The sequence below is a fragment of the Nocardia sp. NPDC051463 genome (genome assembly GCF_040681975.1).
Taxonomy (GTDB): domain Bacteria; phylum Actinomycetota; class Actinomycetes; order Mycobacteriales; family Mycobacteriaceae; genus Nocardia.
The window spans coordinates 64903-79814 of record NZ_JBFBAB010000008.1 but is presented as its reverse complement, the minus strand read 5'-3'; the positions used below and the strand labels follow the sequence as shown (position 1 = coordinate 79814).

The window sequence follows — 14912 nt, the reverse complement described above, 5'->3', positions numbered from 1 at the left end:
ATAACAAGGCCGCCTCATCGAAAGATCGAGGCGGCCTTCGCCTATCCGGCAACATTGGACACGATGTCCTCGCGGTCGCCTTACCGGACAGGCACCGATGTTCGTATCGTCGCAATCCGAGCCGGCTCCGGACATTCGGTGAAGTAGCCTGTTCCCAAGGGATTCCGAGGACGATCACGAAGTCCGTGTCGCCGAATTCGGCGGCGAGGCGCTTCCAGTTGCGCACCAGATGCTCGACGGCGGCCAATGACGAATCGCCGCGCACACCAACGCAGAAGAAGTTTGCGGCATCCGTGCTGCTCTGATGTATCTTCTCGATAATGGCCACGTTTTTGCGTGCGTAGACATGTTGCACATTGTCACCATCGAGCTGTACCGAGACGGTTATTTCGTCACCGGCTGTGTACCAGGGTCCTCCTGGCCGATGCTCGGCATCCAGCGTGGCCTTGACCAGTTGACGATCGACGCTGTGCTTGCGGATGGAGTTGCGCACACTGCTACCGACAACGACGCAACTGTCCGCCAACTGCCCACCATCAGTGGCCGATCGGCTGACGTCGACTTGGTAGCGCACCCTGCGGCGCAGCCAGATCCCATCGACCAGTCCCCGCACGAGTTCGGGAAGTCACAAAGGGGCGGTACCGAAGAGTTTGTTGACACTTTCTGCGGCCTGGAACTCGTGGAACGCCAGCGCGAGACGAGGCCTGCCATCGGGCCGGGGTTCTGCGGCGTTGGAGAGATACACCTGAACACGCCGCCCATTCCTGAGCCCGAAGAACCGGACGAGCCGCCGCTCGATGGTGCGCCCACCGGCGAGGAAGCCGAAACCCAGAAGGAGCCAAAAGGCAACATTGGCAACGAGGTTGGTGACAACCGCCAATACGAACGACATCATCGGATTCTATGGTCCGCTGCGGTCGTTGCTTCGATCGTGGCCGGTTACCCAGCTCGAGGTCGATCGACATGAGCGGTGCGATCAGCCGCTCATAGCTGCTGCGCTGCCACGGTTTCGATGCGTGCGAGGCTGACCGCCGAACCGCGTCCAGTCTATGAACGCGCCTGCGCCGAAAGCAGAAGTCGGCCTTCGTCGTTCCGGTAAGCAGGCCGCGCTCAACAGCGGGCACCGGGATTCGGGCGGCGCAACCGACGGGTGATCGGTCCCGCGACGGTGCTCACGGCAGCCGCTGCAGCCCGGTGCCGGCGAGCAAATACTCGGGGGCACTGGTCGCGGGCGCGGCCCGGACCAGTTCCACCAGGGCGGATCCGGTTGTCTCGGCGGTCAACAGGTCGCCCGATGCCTTCAGGAATTCCTCCTCGGTGCGGCCGCTGCGGGCCGCGTAAGCTCGAACGCCTCGTCTGCCGACGTCTCCGTGTGGAGTCATCCTGGGCAGGATCGTCGTCACGGTGATGTCCAGGCCGGCACGGCGCGATTCATCTTGTGCGTACTCCGCGATGAATCGCTGCGTGGCCTTGGCACCGGCGTAGCCACCGCTGGCAGGTGATCCATTGATTGCCGCCCCGCTGCTCACCACCACCACCCTGCTGCCAGGCGGTAGCGGCTTCAGCAGTGCCTCCCGAAGCCAGGTGAACGCGATCTTGACGTCGGAATGCCAGTTCACGGAGAAGGTTTCCCACGTCTGGTGCTGGAGCGGACGCATGACCGGATTGGCGCCCGCGACCAGGATGAGGACCTCCGGCTCGTATCGATCCAGCAAGGTCCACGCCGCCGTCGTGTCGGTCGCATCCGCGATTTCGGTCCGAATGCCGGCATTGGTCGCGGCCAACGTGGCGAGTTCGGCGCCGGTCCTGGCAACGGCGATCACGGGAGCACCGGCTTCGGCGAATGCTTCGGCGATCCCTCGCCCCAGGCCGCGACCGGCGCCGACTACCAGTGTGGTCCTGCCCGAAGGATCACTCATCGCTGGGCCGCCCATTCCCGGTGATCAGACTGCGCAAGCTCCCGTTGATATAGGAGCCCCACGCGTCCGAACAGGCATCGAAGCATTCGTACTCCGGGACCAAACCGAGGTGCGTAAAGCGAACCTCGGTCCCCGCGTCCTTTTCCGACAGCTCGAAACGAATCGACGTCCCCTTCCACTCGGTTCGGTCTTCGACAAAATGGGGACCGCCTTCGACGACAAGCCATACAACCCGCTCGCCGGGGACCGATTCCGCTACCCGCTGCCTGGACAAGTGGAAATCTTGATAGCGATAGGTGAACTCATCACCGAGTTCACTTGTGCCGCCTTCGATTTCCCCCGACCACCAACCACGAACGTTGTTGATCGCAGTGAACACTTCGTCCGGCGTTCGATCCACCATGAAGGTGGTTGTGTAATCTCGGGGATGTCTCTGGCCTTCGTGACCGCGCTACAGATCCTGCCCGCTCGGCAGCGTGCCGTCCTCATCTTGCGAGAGGTGCTCGGATACCACGCCGACGAGGTAGCCGACATGCTCGACGTGACCGTCGGTTCGGCCAACAGCCTCCTCAAACGAGCCCGCGTGGGCCTTCAGCAACGGCTGCCGCGGGAGGATCCGGCGCCGGCCCCCCACTCGGCTGCGGAGCAAGCACTCGCGGCAAAATTCGTCAGCGCCTATCAGGCCGGCGATATCGAAGCGCTTGTCGCACTGCTCACGACCGATGTCCGCGTCTCCATGCCGCCGATCCCCCTCGAGTACCACGGCCGCGACGTCGTGGCCCGCTTCTACGCAAGCATGATCGGCCAGGGCCGGACCTATGATTTCGTACCGACACGGGCGAATGGTCAGCCTGCGTTCGGGGCCTACCTCCGTGCTCCCGATGGCATCCGCCGTGCGACCGGCGTCATCGTCCTCACCCTTACCGGCGACCGGATCTGCGCCATCACCCGATTCGACAACAGTGTGCTCTCACGATTCGGGCTGCCGCGATCGCTCCCCGACTGATGCACTTCACCAGAGGCCGAGCAAGATTACGCGTCACCTGCCTGCGAAAGACACAGCCCCAGAACGCAAACGAGCCGCGCCCAGCGACCGTCGCATGCCGCTGGTTGTCAGCCGGCCGATGAGGACAGCAACCCCGTCGGCCAGCGCGTTACGTACCGCGACCGCCACCCCATCGGCGCCGACCCGAAAAGCGGCAACCGCCAACGGATCCGGCGCCGGATGGTGAGACCGGTCGAAGGAGATGTCGTCCACCTGGCCATGCAACACCGCAAGCGATGGGTGGTGGAGTACGGCTTGTCAGCGTCAGGCGCCGATACCCCATCGCTGTGCCGCGATGGCCAGGTCTTTGTCACCACGTCCCGATAAACCGACCACGACGACCGAGTCCGCGGGCAAGTCACGGTTCTCGGCCATCTCCATCAGATATCCGATGGCGTGGGCGGATTCGAGAGCCGGGATGATGCCTTCCTTGCGACTGAGGGCCTGCATGCCGCGCAGGGCGGCGGTGTCGCTCGCGGCCTGGTAGGTGACGCGGCCGGTGTCCTTGAGGTAGCTGAGTTCGGGGCCGACGCCCGGGTAGTCGAGGCCCGCCGCGATGCTGTGGGTTCGGCTGATCTGACCGTCGTCGTCCTGGAGCAGATAGCTGTAGGCGCCGTCCATTTCGCCGGGACTGCCGGCACTGAGACTGGCCGCGTGGTCCCCGGTCTCGATGCCCCGACCTGCGGCCTCGACGCCGATCAGCCCGACCTGCGGATCATCGGCGAACGAGTGGAACAGGCCGATGGCGTTGCTGCCGCCGCCGACGCAGGCCATGACGTAGTCGGGTAGTCGCCCTTCCGATTTCAAGATCTGAGCCCTGGCCTCGATTCCGATCACCGTTTGGAAATCGCGCACGATCTTCGGGTACGGCGCGGGACCCGCCGCCGTACCGAACAGGTAGTAGGTGGTCTCCAGGTTCGCCACCCAGTCGCGGACCGATTCGCTGATCGCTTCTTTGAGCCTGCGGCTGCCGGTGTGCACCGCGCGCACCTCGGCGCCGAGCATGTTCATCCGCACCACATTGGATGCCTGGCGTCTCATATCGTCGGCGCCCATGTAGATCACGCAGGTCAGGCCGAGCATCGAACACACCGTCGCGACCGCGACACCGTGCTGGCCCGCACCGGTCTCGGCGATGATCCGACTCTTGCCCATCCGGGTGGCCAGCAGTACCTGCCCCAGCGCATTGTTGATCTTGTGGGCGCCGGTGTGTGCCATGTCTTCGCGCTTCAGATAGACCCGCAGCCCCGGCACCGCAAGCGATTCGGCGAATCGCGGCACCTGGTGGAACAACGTCGGGCGGCCGACCCGCTCGCGCAGCAAGGCCGCGAGGGTGTCGATGAAGCCGGGATCGATACGGGCAAGACTGTATGCCTCGTCCAATTCCAGCAGCGCGGCCATCAGACCTTCCGGAACGTACCTGCCGCCGAATTCGCCGAACCGACCGTGATCGTCCGGAAATACCCCATGCCGATAGTCGTTTCGTGCCGTGCAATGGTCAATAGTCATCAGCACCAACGCTTTCGCTGTCGAGGATCCGGCACCGAGTTTGTGCTACTGAGGCGAGCGGTCGGCAACGGCCTGGTAAACACTCGGTCTAGCCGTGATCTCTCAGCTGAGCAACCGACCGGTTTACCGTGGCTGGGAAGCCCTCAACTGCGAGTGAGCGCTGGAACGCTCGCCCACCGCTCCCCCGCGATCACCACGTGCACCAGAAATCGCAAACCGACAGTCGCGGCGGCTTCGGTGAGCAACGTCGTGGCACGCCGGTCGTCGAAGCTCGGGGTCGGGTCGCCGGAGGGGTGATTGTGCACGAGGGCAAAAGCGCGACCGTCGTGGCGCAGCACGGTATTGAGGATTTCGCGGACCGGCACCGCCACCTGGTCGATGGCGCCCTCCGCGACGAATACCTTCTGCCGCAATCGATTCTGGACATCGCAGACCAGCACGAGGAGCCGTTCGACTCGGGCGCCCGCAAACAGCGGCCCCGCGACCCGGACGACATCCGCGGCGCCGTCCAAGCGGCATACGACCTCAGGGCTGTTGCGCGTTCGCGCGCCGAGATGGAAAGCGGCGATCACCGTAGCGGCTTTCGCCACACCCACTCCGGTGCGCCGGGACAGTTCCTCGGGGCGCGCCCCGGCCAGACCGATCAGTCCGCCGTATTCGGCGAGCAGATCGATGGCCATTTCCAGCGCACTCTCACCGCGCCGACCCTGCCGAAGCAGCAACGCGAGCAGTTCACCGTCGCTGAGGGCGTGCGGACCGAGCGCAAGCAGCCGCTCGCGTGGTCGTTGACCACATGGCAGGTTGGCAATGGGTACCGACATCAGATCCCCCTCGAATGCGGTGCGATCCTCGGATCATGCCAGTGCGCACCGACATGTTGCCCACTGCCGATAGCCTGCCGGAATTCGGGGAGGACAGTCACTGTCTGATCGATCCGGTACCGCCCGGCCACACCGGCCGGACGTCTACTTCCTGTGCGGACCGCTACTCCGGCCGCATGGGTGCGGGCTAGCCGTCGGCCACAGTGACGACTTCCGGTCCCGGCAGAGCGGACAACACACCCGCAGCCAGCCGCTCCAGATGGTGAAGCTGTCGCTCGTGCACCACAATTCGGCGCAGGGCCTCGTTGATGGTGGCGTTGCTGGATGAGGTGCCCATGATCGAGGCGGCCGCGGCCAACAACTTCTGGTCGAGATCGATCCGCACGGTTCTCATGCGTCCTCCTTCGTACATTCGCCATCTTGCGTCATAAAGGATGATCATGTCCGGTGAATCGCACTTAGTCATCCGGGGCGGCAGCCCGCAGGCCCGTGCGTGCATATGCAATTGCGGCTGCGATCACTACTGATCAGAAAGACCTCCCGACGCCGCCATCAGCGCCGGGAAGAGCGGCCAAAAACCCTTCCAGCTAGGCAATTTGCGCACCTGGATGGGCTTTTGTTGTCGGCGGGCCCCCACAGTGCTTGCCTGGAGACATGTTCACCGAGGCTCAGCTGTACTCGCCCGTGACCCGCAGCGGCGCGGGCGAGGTGACGGTGCACCTGAGCGATGAGCACCCCGGCGTACACGACCCGGACTACCGGGTACGCCGGAATGCGATCGCCGCGCAGGCACTGGACTACACACCGGGCAAGCCGGTGCCTCGGGTCGACTACACCGCAGAAGAACAGGAAGTGTGGCGCATCGTCTCGGTCGAACTGGCCCGCAAGCACCAGAAGTACGCCTGCGCGGAAGTCCTGGAGGCCTCGGCTCGGCTCGGCCTGCCGCAGGACCACATCCCCCAACTCGACGAGGTCTCCGCCGCACTGACCCCGCTGACCGGTTTCCGCTACGCCCCGGCCGCAGGGCTGGTGCCGCTGCGCGAGTTCTTCGGTTCCTTCGCCGATCGCACCTTCCACTCCACTCAATACATTCGACACCACTCGGCGCCGTTGTACACCCCGGAGCCGGACGCCATCCATGAGATCATCGGTCACGCCAACCAGATCGCCAGCCCGCGTTTCGCCGCGATCTACGAGACGGTCGGCGCGGCCGTCGCCCGGCTCGGCACCGACACCGCGTTGAAGTTCCTCGCCGATGTCTTCTGGTTCTCGATGGAGTTCGGCGTGGTCCGCGAGCACGGCGAAGTCCGGTGCTACGGAGCCGGACTGCTGTCGTCCTACGGCGAGATCGAAGAGTTCCGCCACGCGGATCTACGCCCGCTCGACGTGGTCGCGATGGGCACCGCGACCTACGACATCACCCACTATCAGCCGGTCCTGTACTGCGCCGAATCGGTGTCCGAGATCGAGGATGTGATCGGCGGCTTCTTCGCCACCATGGACGACGACACTCCGTTGCGAGCCGCAGCCCACTCCCGGTGAATCAGCCGACCCAAGTCGGTCCCGAACCCGTCGATGCATGGAAAGCATTCACCCCCAACGGTTTCCACTGATGAAACTGTGACATTCCACAAGAGGCGCCATCGCCCCTGGCCATCGCCACGCATCACCGCCCATGACCGTCGCACGCCCCGAAACATGTCGAGACAACCGACCGAGCGGCTGTTACCTTCGACGCGTCGATCGCACGCTCGAAAGGGGCGGGAAGCCGAAATGTCCTTTGATACAACAGATTCCACACCACATGCAGATACACCACTGTGGCTCCAGGGCCGCGACGCCGTGGTCGCGGCGACGCCCGCGCAAGACTGGCGCGGCGCGCCGCCGGACTATCACCTGACCAACCAGATCGTGCCGCGCGAGCGCACCACCCACCACGAGGCGGGCTCACTGGAGGCCATCGTCGAGGACCTGGTGCGGGTGTTCGAGATGGAGGTCTCGCACAAGAAGGATCCGGCGACATGGGTTTCGCTGGTGGCAGCGCACTACCGTGGCCGGGTGAACGGCGGCCCATGGCAGAACGCCGAGGAGTTCGCCCGGATCGGCAGCTACAACATCCTCATCGGCGACAACCCGTACTACGAGGTGGATACCGAGACTTTCGAGTCCTCGCACCACACCTTCCACACCGCCTTCCCCAACGGCTTCTTCTGGGAGGTCCTCGAAGTGCTGGCGGGCCCGCCCGCCGTCACCTTCCGCTGGCGCCACTGGGGCAAGTACGACGGCGCGTACAAAGACCACCAGCCGACCGGCGAACAGATCGAGATGTTCGGCGTGACCATCGCCAGGGTCGCCGACGATCTGCGCATCCTCGAGCTGGAGCACTTCTACGACAACAACAAACTGCTCGGCCCGCTGGCCCACGGCTGCCCGGTGACGAAGTCCTCCTAGGCAGGCACGTCAGGGCCGCCCGGTCGGCTGATCCTTGCCGAGCGGCAGCCCTGCCTCGAGGAAATCCAGTGCGCGAGTGATGTTCTCGGCGTTGAGGGGGGAGGCGGTCCCGATCGCCAATGCGGCGCCCGCGATCGCACCCGTCGCCACCCGCACTTCGAAGTCCATCGGATCCCTGCCCATCCGCTCGGCCAACATGCCCGCCATCAACTCGATACTGCGCTCGAACTCGGCTCCGATGGCCGAACGCAATTCGGGCACGTGATAGAGCAGCGCCTGCCGCTCTTGTTCGAATGCCACCTCGGCCTCGGGCAGATTCGAGAAGACCTCGGCGGCCGCGTTGCGGAAGGCGGTCAGCGGCGGAATGTCCAGCGGTTGCGCTCGCAGCGCCTCGATCATCAGTGGATCGAGATCGTCGGCGAGCACCAACTGGTCCTTGGTCGGGAAATAGCGAAAGAAGGTGCTCGGCGAGACCTCGGCCGCCGCGGCGATCTGCTCGATCGTGGTCTCGCCGTAGCCCTGCTCACGGAACAACCGGAACGCTTCGACACGAATCGTCCGGCGGGTCCGTTCCTTCTTCCGCTCCCGCAGGCCAGGCACAGCGGGCCCGTCACCGGGCAGTTCAACCGACATGTGTCGATTCTGGCGCATCGACGTCGGCGAACACCGCAGGCACCGCCTCATCGGCTCCGACCGCCGCCGATCGACGCGGCAGCACCCAGAGTGCCAGCGCGACCGCGACGGCACTGATGGCCGCGCACACCCACAGCATCGCTCCCATTCCACTGACAAATGCCGACTGCACGTGTTCGAGCATGCCCGCTTCACCGGTCGACTTCGCCACGGCAACACCGGAATTCACGCTGTCGTTGATCGGGTCGACGTTCAAGTCGCCGAGTTCGCTGCGGTAGACGGTGGCCAGCACCGTGCCCAGCAGCGCCACCGCGATCGTGCCCGCCGCTTGGCGCAACGCTTGCAACAGTGCCGAGCCCATGCCCGCGCGGGCCACCTCGAGGTCGTCCATGGCAACCGCCATGCTCACCGGCAGACCTAGCCCCATGCCCGCGCCGACCAGACCGATCCAGACGGCGGTGAACCAGTACTCAGTGCCGATCGAGGTCAGCGCGCCGAGACCGAGGCCGAGTGCGAGCGCCACCAGGCCGGCCGCCACCATCAGCCGCGCACCGAGCTTCGGCAGCAGCCGGTCACCGAGCCGCGATCCGACCAGCAAGCCGCCGATCATGGGGAGCAATCGCAATCCGCTGCCGAGCGCGTCGGTGCCGAGCACGGCCTGGTAGTACTGCGGCACGGTGAAGAACAGGCCGAACAGACCGAAGGTGATGAGGACGGCGAACACCGCGCCCCAGCGGAAGCCACGGCTGGCGAACAGGCCGAGATCGATCAGTGGGAAGGCCGTCCGGCGCTGCCACCCGAGGAACAGCATGAGGACAATCGCACCGGCGATCAGCGCGCCCCAGCCGAGCCCGTTGCCCCAGCCCTCGTCGCCCAGGCGAATGAATCCGTAGGTCACACCGAGCATTCCGACCACGGACAACACCGTGCCCGGCAGATCCAGCGGGCGCAGATCGGGATTGCGTGACTCCGGAACGAGACCCGCAACCGCGACCGCGCCGAGCACGACCATCGGGACATTGATCAGGAAGACCGAGCCCCACCAGAAGTTGTCGATCAGCCAGCCGCCCAGGATCGGACCGAGTGGCAACCCCAATGCCGTCGAGGTGATCCAGATATTCGTGGCCCGCGCCCGCTCGACCGGGCTCGCGAACAGCACCGGCAGCACAGCCAGCGACAGCGGCATCATGGCCGCCGCCGCGACACCGAGCACCACCCGTGCCGCGATGAGCTGACCGGCGGTCGCGGCGAACGCGCAGGCCAGCGAGGCCACCCCGAACAGAACCAGCGCCGCGAGCAAGATCTTCTTGCGGCCGTACCGATCCCCGAGCGCGCCTGCCGGCAGCATCACCGCGGCGAGCGCCAGCGTGTAGGAGGTGCTGAACCATTGCAGCGCACCGTTATTCGCATTCAGGTCTACAGCCAGGGTGGGTAGCGCGACGGTCAGCACCGTCATATCGAGGCCGATGGTCAGCATGGCGACCGCCAGCGCACCGAGCGCCAGCCAGCGGCGGGTCGAGTCCGTATTCATGAGCGCTCCAATTAATGGTAGTTACATCTTTTTGATAGTAACTCTCATTTACTAGTGTCTGTCAATACTTGAAGCGTCCTGCTGACACACCCCGCGTGGTCCGGCGAGTCATAGCCGAACCGAGCCCGGCTACGCCCATTAGGCTCTCTGCCGATGAGCATTCGGGACTTTCGCCTCCGCGCCGCGCTGTGCCTCGGCGCCGCACTGACCACTGCGGCCGCGATCGGGGGCGCCACCGCGGCTCCGGCGCCCGCGACACCGCCGAGTACCACGACAACGGCGCCGTTCAGCACCCCGAACACCGACGGCTGCCCGCAGAAGGTCAGACCGCCCGCACCGATCGACGAGTCGGAGGTGCCCTCGCCCGGCGAGCCGACACCCGCGGCCTTGCCTGTGCCCTCCCCTCCGCTCGGCGGCGCGCGAATGGGCGAATGCGGTGTGGTGATCCCCAAGAGCGCGCCACCGGTTCCGCAAGATATTTCGGCGACGGCCTGGCTGGTCTCGGATCTGGACACCGGCGAGGTGCTCGCCGCCAAGGATCCACACGGCCGCTACCGCCCGGCCAGCACCATCAAGGTGCTGCTCGCGACGGTGGCGCTGCGCAAGCTCGATCTGAACACGGTGGTCACCGGCACTCAGGAAGACGCCAATGTCGACGGCACCAAGGTCGGCATCGGCCCCGGGGGCCGCTACACCAACCGGCAACTGATGCAGGCGCTGATCATGGCGTCCGGCAATGATGCCGCGCACGCGATCGCGGCTCAGCTCGGCGGGGACGCGGGCGCGGTGGCACAAATGAACGAGTTGGCAAAGTCCTTGCACGCCTTGGACACCCGCGCCGCGAGCCCGTCCGGCCTCGACGGACCCGGTATGAGCACCTCCGCGTACGACCTGACGGTGCTGTTCCGTGAGGCCATGTCGATCCCGCTGTTCGCGGAGCTCATCCACACCGAGCAGGTCGACTTCCCCGGCTACCCCAAGAACCCGGAGTACCCCGACGACAAGGACCACCCCGGCTTTCCCATCGGCAACGACAACCACCTGCTGTACGAATACGAGGGCGCGATCGGCGGCAAGACCGGCTTCACCGACGACGCCAGGCAGACCTTCGTCGCCGCCGCCGAACGCGACGGCCGCAGACTCGCGGTGACGCTGCTCAAGGCCGATGTCAAGCCGGTGCGTCCCTTCCTCCAGGCCGCCCGCCTGCTCGACTACGGCTTCGCCCTCCCCAAGGGCGCCGACGTCGGGCTACTCCCCGACCGCAGTGCCACACCGTCGAAAACCGGCGCGGTGCTGGCGTCCCCACCGCCGAAGGACACCGATCAGGAGGTACAGGCCAGCGCCGAGGACAGCGATCGTGCGGGTACCAGAAGCCTGCTGGTGGTCGGCGGCATCGTGCTCGTAGTTGCCCTGCTCCTCGGCGCCCGCCGCAGGAACAGGTCGCGATACTGACCGATGCCGGTACTGGTGCCACCCCTCTGGGCACCAGTAGCAGCGGATCAGATCGGTATTTTCTTGTTCGTTCGTTTCGACGCGCGAACAACGATCTTGGTTCCATCGATTCGACGATCTGCTGCGATGCGGGCCAGCGACGTGCAGCTTGCGCAGTTCTGACGACGTCAACCAGCCGCGGCGTGTCCAAGACCGTGTCTCACGTCGCAGAGGAAATACGCAGACAGCACCGAGTTGCACTCACCGCTCGCGGGGATACGCAGTTCGAGCCGATCGATAGCATGAGTACCGGTCGGACAGACTGCTTCGGCGTACGCGACCAGGAGGTGGTCGCCGCCATCACGGGTCAGGTCAGGCCGAATATTTCGGGGGCATGCGTGTAGATGTACGTTTGCCGAAAACCACCTCCTTCGCGCGCCGTCGAAGAACCGCGTCCGACGTTGATGTGATGCATGCGGGGTGCGTACGGCGGCCGGGGATCCTGGTCTCGCTGACCGTCCCACCCTCCCCCGCATATGACGACCTGCCCGACACCCTGCTGTACCCAACGTGGACAAGTTCTTGGTCGTGAGCGGAGCAAAGTTCGAGGGACAACTTCCAGCGGTCCGTCGCTTGGCCGTGGCCTCAGCATCGACGCCCCGATAGAATCGGTCGCATGAGTGGCAGTGGGGGGACTCCGGATCACGATCAAAATTTTTCCGTCGTACCCGACGAGGTTCGTGCCGTTGGACGCTACGTCTACAGCCTGACGCAGACGCTTCGATCAGCACTGGATTCAGCTGGAACCGAGGTCGACGAGTTGACCTCGAGCGGCTGGAGCGGCACCGCGGCAGCAGCTTTCGCCGAAGGGTGGCGAGAATCCCGTGACGGCGGAGGCAAGATCGTCGAGGCGTTGACGGTCATGGCGGAGAAGCTCGGAGTCACCGCCGAGAACTACCAGGCCCAGGACACCGCAGCCGCTTCGCGAACGTCGAGCCTGAACCTATGACCGACGAATTCCACGTCGACCTCGACCATCTCGATCAGCTCGTCGCCAGGCTGTCCGGGCTGGCCGGGTTCCTGCGCGATCACCTCGCGGAACTCGACCACAAAGTCGCTGACCTGCATACCGGCAGTTGGGATGGCCTCGCCGCCGCGGCCTACGCCGACGCTCACCGCGAGTGGGCGACCGGCGCACAGGAGTACGCCGAGGGGGTGGCCGAAATGAGCGACGCCGCCAAACGTGCCCACGGTCATTACACCGAAGCAGCAACGTTGAACCTGAACATGCTGCGCGGCAGGTAGCACGCACGCATTTATCCCCGGGGAGCCTGCGGCTCACACACCCGGCGCGACCAGCGCATTCCGCGCACGCCACCGATGTAGGAAGCCGAGACTCCAGTGGCCCCGATCAAGCTAGACCCCAACGCTTACTACAACGCGGCGAAAGGGCTGTTCGACCTGACGACGGATATCAGCTTTGCCGTAACTCAGGTCATGACACCGGGACTGAAGGACACGTTCGGCATGGGCGGTCACTACCCCGCGGTGGCCACGTGGAACACGGCTTACAAACAACACACCGCCGACCTGATCGCCACCATCACCGCGTATGCCGCTGCGGCACAGCAACTCGCAGACGTGCTCAACCTAGCGGGACACAACTGGCAAATCGCGAACTACAACGCCAACCGGGATCCCGATAAGGGACCAGAACCGGCCAAGCCGACCGCTGCGGCGTCAGAGCCGTTCAGCCCGAACGGAATCCCACCGATACCCGACCCAGCCACCTCCAACTCCAGCGAATCACGATTCACCCTGTGGCCGGACAAAGCATTGTTGCTGTCGACATTGACGGCTCTGCACGTGGAAATCCCCGACGGCGACACCGAGACATTGAACCGTGCCGCCTCGGGCTGGCGCGCCTTCGCCAGGTACCCCGCCGTCGCCGAGGCCAACACGAAGCTGAACACGCTCGCGGCATTGTTCGACACCGTCCAGGCACCGGATGTGCCCGAGGCCCGCGATCTACTCGGGGCGTTGAAGATAGGAGCCAGCGCAATAGCCGCCGCTGTGGCAGGCTTGGTCACCGCCACCACCAACCATCACGACACCCTCGCTGATCTGCGCACTCAGATCATCAACGCGACACCGCGAGCGTTTCCTGACCTGGGCGCGAAAGCCACCGTCCGCTCCACCGGAGTCGACGTCATGCCCCAAAGCCAAGCATCCGATGGCGAAATCCTCACGGCCGCAGCCGTATACAAGGATGTCATCAGCTCCCATCCGCTGTTCGACCTACTGAACAAAGCTACCTTCGAGGGCATGGACGGCCTACGCATCAAGACGCGACTCACCGAAATAGCCGGGCTACGTGACGATGCCATCGTACGACTGGATTCCTATTCGACCGAGCCCGTCAAATGCACCTTGAACCCGAATTGGGAAAGCGAGATGGAAAAACTTGATCCACGTGTGCGGTCATGGGTCGGGTCAGCGGTAAAGTATGGGAACGCCGCCGGTATCGATCCACGGCTTGTCATGGCGATCGTGTACAACGAAGGTGGATATCGGTCCGATTCGTTCATCGAAAACGAAATGAGTTATGCGTATGACGTCTTCGTCCGGGAGGGTGGGAATTTCATTCGCCCAAATTCGTTGGGACTGACAAACATGAAGGAAGACACCTTCAATGCCGTCAAGAAGCAATTTCCAGTCGAGTTCGCAGGCAAGGAATGGTCCGACCTGAAGAAAGATCCAGATCTTGCGATCATGGCCGCGACCTACAACCTGAAGCGCATTGACATTAAATGGACTTCCACCGCCCCGGACGAATTGAAGGAGAAGTACACACATGACCAGTTCCTGGCTGCCGGGTACAACTCCGAGGGCAACATGAAAGCATATCTCGAGGCCGGAGATCTCGGCCCAGTAGTGCAGGGATACGTCAGGATGACCAACACAGCCCTGGACAAGACGCAGCAGCTACTCAGCGGGATGTACACATGCAAATAAGCTGGCTGCGGAAACCTTCCAAGGATGCCGTGAAGGTTGCGGCAGGGGTCCTCGTGATCGGAGTCATCGGCTGGGCGATCGTGGCGTGGCTGACTCGACCCAACGACGCCGAACGCTACCTGAATCAGATTCGAGTACCTGGATTCACAAAAATGGAACAGAATGCAGATACCGATGTAGTCCCATGGGCTGAGGCAATCTTTGTGGGGCCGCCGGTGGATGACGTGAAGAAGATCATCACCGGGCCGGAATTGCAGCTTCGAGTGCCACGCTCCGTCAAGCAGTCGAACAGCACTCCCCAGCCTCCGCGCACGGCAATTCTTCCCATCGAGGAGTGGGTTGCCTACGGCGAGGCTCCGAATAATTGCCATGTTTCCGTCGACAAAATACTCGACAACCGAGGTACTACATGGACATTGACGGATGAGCAGACAGCTCGCATGAAAGATGGATCCGCAAGCGTTTTCACCATCCATGTCAGCTGCGGCGACGGATAAGGTTCTCGAAGTTGCTTGACCCCGGGCCTGAAAATGCCAGGCCAACAGGAAATACTCGCA

At 64.1% G+C, this 14912-nt stretch carries 18 protein-coding genes; 10 read left to right on the top strand and 8 right to left on the bottom strand.

All coding sequences use genetic code 11. From position 1 onward, the window contains the following. The first annotated feature begins 304 nt into the window (after positions 1–304). Entirely contained in the window at positions 305–967 is a 663-nt protein-coding gene (locus AB0M74_RS13780; RefSeq protein WP_364906153.1) for a hypothetical protein, read from the top strand. A 205-nt stretch (positions 968–1172) separates the two neighbouring features. Here AB0M74_RS13780 and AB0M74_RS13775 read toward each other — a convergent pair whose 3' ends face one another. Together AB0M74_RS13775 and AB0M74_RS13770 are read right to left on the bottom strand one after the other, a co-directional pair. Further along, entirely contained in the window at positions 1173–1919 is a 747-nt protein-coding gene (locus tag AB0M74_RS13775; protein WP_364906151.1) for an SDR family oxidoreductase, read from the bottom strand. Beyond that, a complete protein-coding gene (locus tag AB0M74_RS13770) occupies positions 1912–2322 on the bottom strand; it encodes an SRPBCC domain-containing protein (protein WP_364906148.1) in 411 nt (136 codons plus the stop codon). The genes AB0M74_RS13775 and AB0M74_RS13770 overlap by 8 nt, the downstream gene beginning before the upstream one ends. A 24-nt stretch (positions 2323–2346) precedes the next feature. Here AB0M74_RS13770 and AB0M74_RS13765 point away from each other — a divergent pair, with 24 nt between their 5' ends. Beyond that, on the top strand, positions 2347–2925 hold the full coding sequence (locus AB0M74_RS13765) for a sigma factor-like helix-turn-helix DNA-binding protein (protein ID WP_364906145.1): 579 nt from the start codon (positions 2347–2349) through the stop codon (positions 2923–2925). A 33-nt stretch (positions 2926–2958) separates the two neighbouring features. Here AB0M74_RS13765 and AB0M74_RS13760 read toward each other — a convergent pair whose 3' ends face one another. From AB0M74_RS13760 to radC, 3 genes are all read right to left on the bottom strand, one after another. Then, on the bottom strand, positions 2959–3177 hold the full coding sequence (locus AB0M74_RS13760) for a hypothetical protein (protein ID WP_364906142.1): 219 nt from the start codon (positions 3175–3177) through the stop codon (positions 2959–2961). Between the two features lie 51 nt (positions 3178–3228). After that, entirely contained in the window at positions 3229–4473 is a 1245-nt protein-coding gene (gene trpB, locus AB0M74_RS13755) for a tryptophan synthase subunit beta (RefSeq protein WP_364906139.1), read from the bottom strand. 143 nt (positions 4474–4616) lie between these two features. After that, positions 4617–5294 carry a DNA repair protein RadC gene (gene radC / locus AB0M74_RS13750; RefSeq protein ID WP_364906136.1) on the bottom strand — a complete coding sequence of 226 codons (678 nt, stop codon included), beginning with the start codon at positions 5292–5294 and terminating at the stop codon, positions 4617–4619. Between the two features lie 35 nt (positions 5295–5329). On the opposite strand from radC, the gene AB0M74_RS13745 reads away from it, so the two are divergent. Further along, complete coding sequence (locus AB0M74_RS13745; protein ID WP_364906133.1) at positions 5330–5485, top strand: hypothetical protein; 156 nt, start codon at positions 5330–5332, stop codon at positions 5483–5485. Here AB0M74_RS13745 and AB0M74_RS13740 read toward each other — a convergent pair. Next, a complete protein-coding gene (locus AB0M74_RS13740; protein ID WP_364906130.1) occupies positions 5482–5688 on the bottom strand; it encodes a type II toxin-antitoxin system VapB family antitoxin in 207 nt (68 codons plus the stop codon). The genes AB0M74_RS13745 and AB0M74_RS13740 overlap by 4 nt on opposite strands. A 260-nt stretch (positions 5689–5948) precedes the next feature. Here AB0M74_RS13740 and AB0M74_RS13735 point away from each other — a divergent pair, with 260 nt between their 5' ends. Together AB0M74_RS13735 and AB0M74_RS13730 are read left to right on the top strand one after the other, a co-directional pair. Then, positions 5949–6836 (top strand): phenylalanine 4-monooxygenase, encoded by an 888-nt coding sequence (locus AB0M74_RS13735; RefSeq protein ID WP_364906128.1) that lies wholly within the window; start codon positions 5949–5951, stop codon positions 6834–6836. A gap of 231 nt (positions 6837–7067) precedes the next feature. Further along, positions 7068–7745, top strand: a complete 678-nt coding sequence (locus tag AB0M74_RS13730; RefSeq protein WP_364906125.1) for an ester cyclase — start codon at positions 7068–7070, stop codon at positions 7743–7745. Between the two features lie 9 nt (positions 7746–7754). On the opposite strand, the gene AB0M74_RS13725 is transcribed toward AB0M74_RS13730, so the two are convergent. Beyond that, positions 7755–8378, bottom strand: a complete 624-nt coding sequence (locus tag AB0M74_RS13725) for a TetR family transcriptional regulator (protein ID WP_364906122.1) — start codon at positions 8376–8378, stop codon at positions 7755–7757. Then, positions 8368–9909, bottom strand: coding sequence for an MFS transporter (locus tag AB0M74_RS13720; RefSeq protein ID WP_364906119.1), 1542 nt, complete (start codon positions 9907–9909; stop codon positions 8368–8370). The genes AB0M74_RS13725 and AB0M74_RS13720 overlap by 11 nt, the downstream gene beginning before the upstream one ends. A 153-nt stretch (positions 9910–10062) precedes the next feature. On the opposite strand from AB0M74_RS13720, the gene AB0M74_RS13715 reads away from it, so the two are divergent. From AB0M74_RS13715 to AB0M74_RS13695, 5 genes are all read left to right on the top strand, one after another. Next, on the top strand, positions 10063–11361 hold the full coding sequence (locus AB0M74_RS13715; RefSeq protein ID WP_364906116.1) for a D-alanyl-D-alanine carboxypeptidase family protein: 1299 nt from the start codon (positions 10063–10065) through the stop codon (positions 11359–11361). A 655-nt stretch (positions 11362–12016) separates the two neighbouring features. Further along, positions 12017–12349 carry a WXG100 family type VII secretion target gene (locus tag AB0M74_RS13710; protein ID WP_364906114.1) on the top strand — a complete coding sequence of 111 codons (333 nt, stop codon included), beginning with the start codon at positions 12017–12019 and terminating at the stop codon, positions 12347–12349. Next, complete coding sequence (locus tag AB0M74_RS13705; protein WP_364906112.1) at positions 12346–12645, top strand: WXG100 family type VII secretion target; 300 nt, start codon at positions 12346–12348, stop codon at positions 12643–12645. The genes AB0M74_RS13710 and AB0M74_RS13705 overlap by 4 nt, the downstream gene beginning before the upstream one ends. Before the next feature lie 96 nt (positions 12646–12741). Continuing rightward, positions 12742–14355, top strand: a complete 1614-nt coding sequence (locus AB0M74_RS13700) for a hypothetical protein (protein WP_364906109.1) — start codon at positions 12742–12744, stop codon at positions 14353–14355. Then, positions 14346–14852, top strand: coding sequence for a hypothetical protein (locus AB0M74_RS13695; RefSeq protein WP_364906106.1), 507 nt, complete (start codon positions 14346–14348; stop codon positions 14850–14852). The genes AB0M74_RS13700 and AB0M74_RS13695 overlap by 10 nt, the downstream gene beginning before the upstream one ends. The last annotated feature ends 60 nt before the right edge of the window (positions 14853–14912 follow it).

Coding starts and splice junctions, on each gene's coding strand:
- AB0M74_RS13780 (WP_364906153.1), top strand. CDS start 305: ATGTATCTTCTCGATAATGGCCACGTTTTTGCGTGCGTAGACATGTTG.
- AB0M74_RS13775 (WP_364906151.1), bottom strand. CDS start 1,919: ATGAGTGATCCTTCGGGCAGGACCACACTGGTAGTCGGCGCCGGTCGC.
- AB0M74_RS13770 (WP_364906148.1), bottom strand. CDS start 2,322: ATGGTGGATCGAACGCCGGACGAAGTGTTCACTGCGATCAACAACGTT.
- AB0M74_RS13765 (WP_364906145.1), top strand. CDS start 2,347: ATGTCTCTGGCCTTCGTGACCGCGCTACAGATCCTGCCCGCTCGGCAG.
- trpB (WP_364906139.1), bottom strand. CDS start 4,473: ATGACTATTGACCATTGCACGGCACGAAACGACTATCGGCATGGGGTA.
- radC (WP_364906136.1), bottom strand. CDS start 5,294: ATGTCGGTACCCATTGCCAACCTGCCATGTGGTCAACGACCACGCGAG.
- AB0M74_RS13745 (WP_364906133.1), top strand. CDS start 5,330: ATGCCAGTGCGCACCGACATGTTGCCCACTGCCGATAGCCTGCCGGAA.
- AB0M74_RS13740 (WP_364906130.1), bottom strand. CDS start 5,688: ATGAGAACCGTGCGGATCGATCTCGACCAGAAGTTGTTGGCCGCGGCC.
- AB0M74_RS13735 (WP_364906128.1), top strand. CDS start 5,949: ATGTTCACCGAGGCTCAGCTGTACTCGCCCGTGACCCGCAGCGGCGCG.
- AB0M74_RS13730 (WP_364906125.1), top strand. CDS start 7,068: ATGTCCTTTGATACAACAGATTCCACACCACATGCAGATACACCACTG.
- AB0M74_RS13725 (WP_364906122.1), bottom strand. CDS start 8,378: ATGTCGGTTGAACTGCCCGGTGACGGGCCCGCTGTGCCTGGCCTGCGG.
- AB0M74_RS13720 (WP_364906119.1), bottom strand. CDS start 9,909: ATGAATACGGACTCGACCCGCCGCTGGCTGGCGCTCGGTGCGCTGGCG.
- AB0M74_RS13715 (WP_364906116.1), top strand. CDS start 10,063: ATGAGCATTCGGGACTTTCGCCTCCGCGCCGCGCTGTGCCTCGGCGCC.
- AB0M74_RS13710 (WP_364906114.1), top strand. CDS start 12,017: ATGAGTGGCAGTGGGGGGACTCCGGATCACGATCAAAATTTTTCCGTC.
- AB0M74_RS13705 (WP_364906112.1), top strand. CDS start 12,346: ATGACCGACGAATTCCACGTCGACCTCGACCATCTCGATCAGCTCGTC.
- AB0M74_RS13695 (WP_364906106.1), top strand. CDS start 14,346: ATGCAAATAAGCTGGCTGCGGAAACCTTCCAAGGATGCCGTGAAGGTT.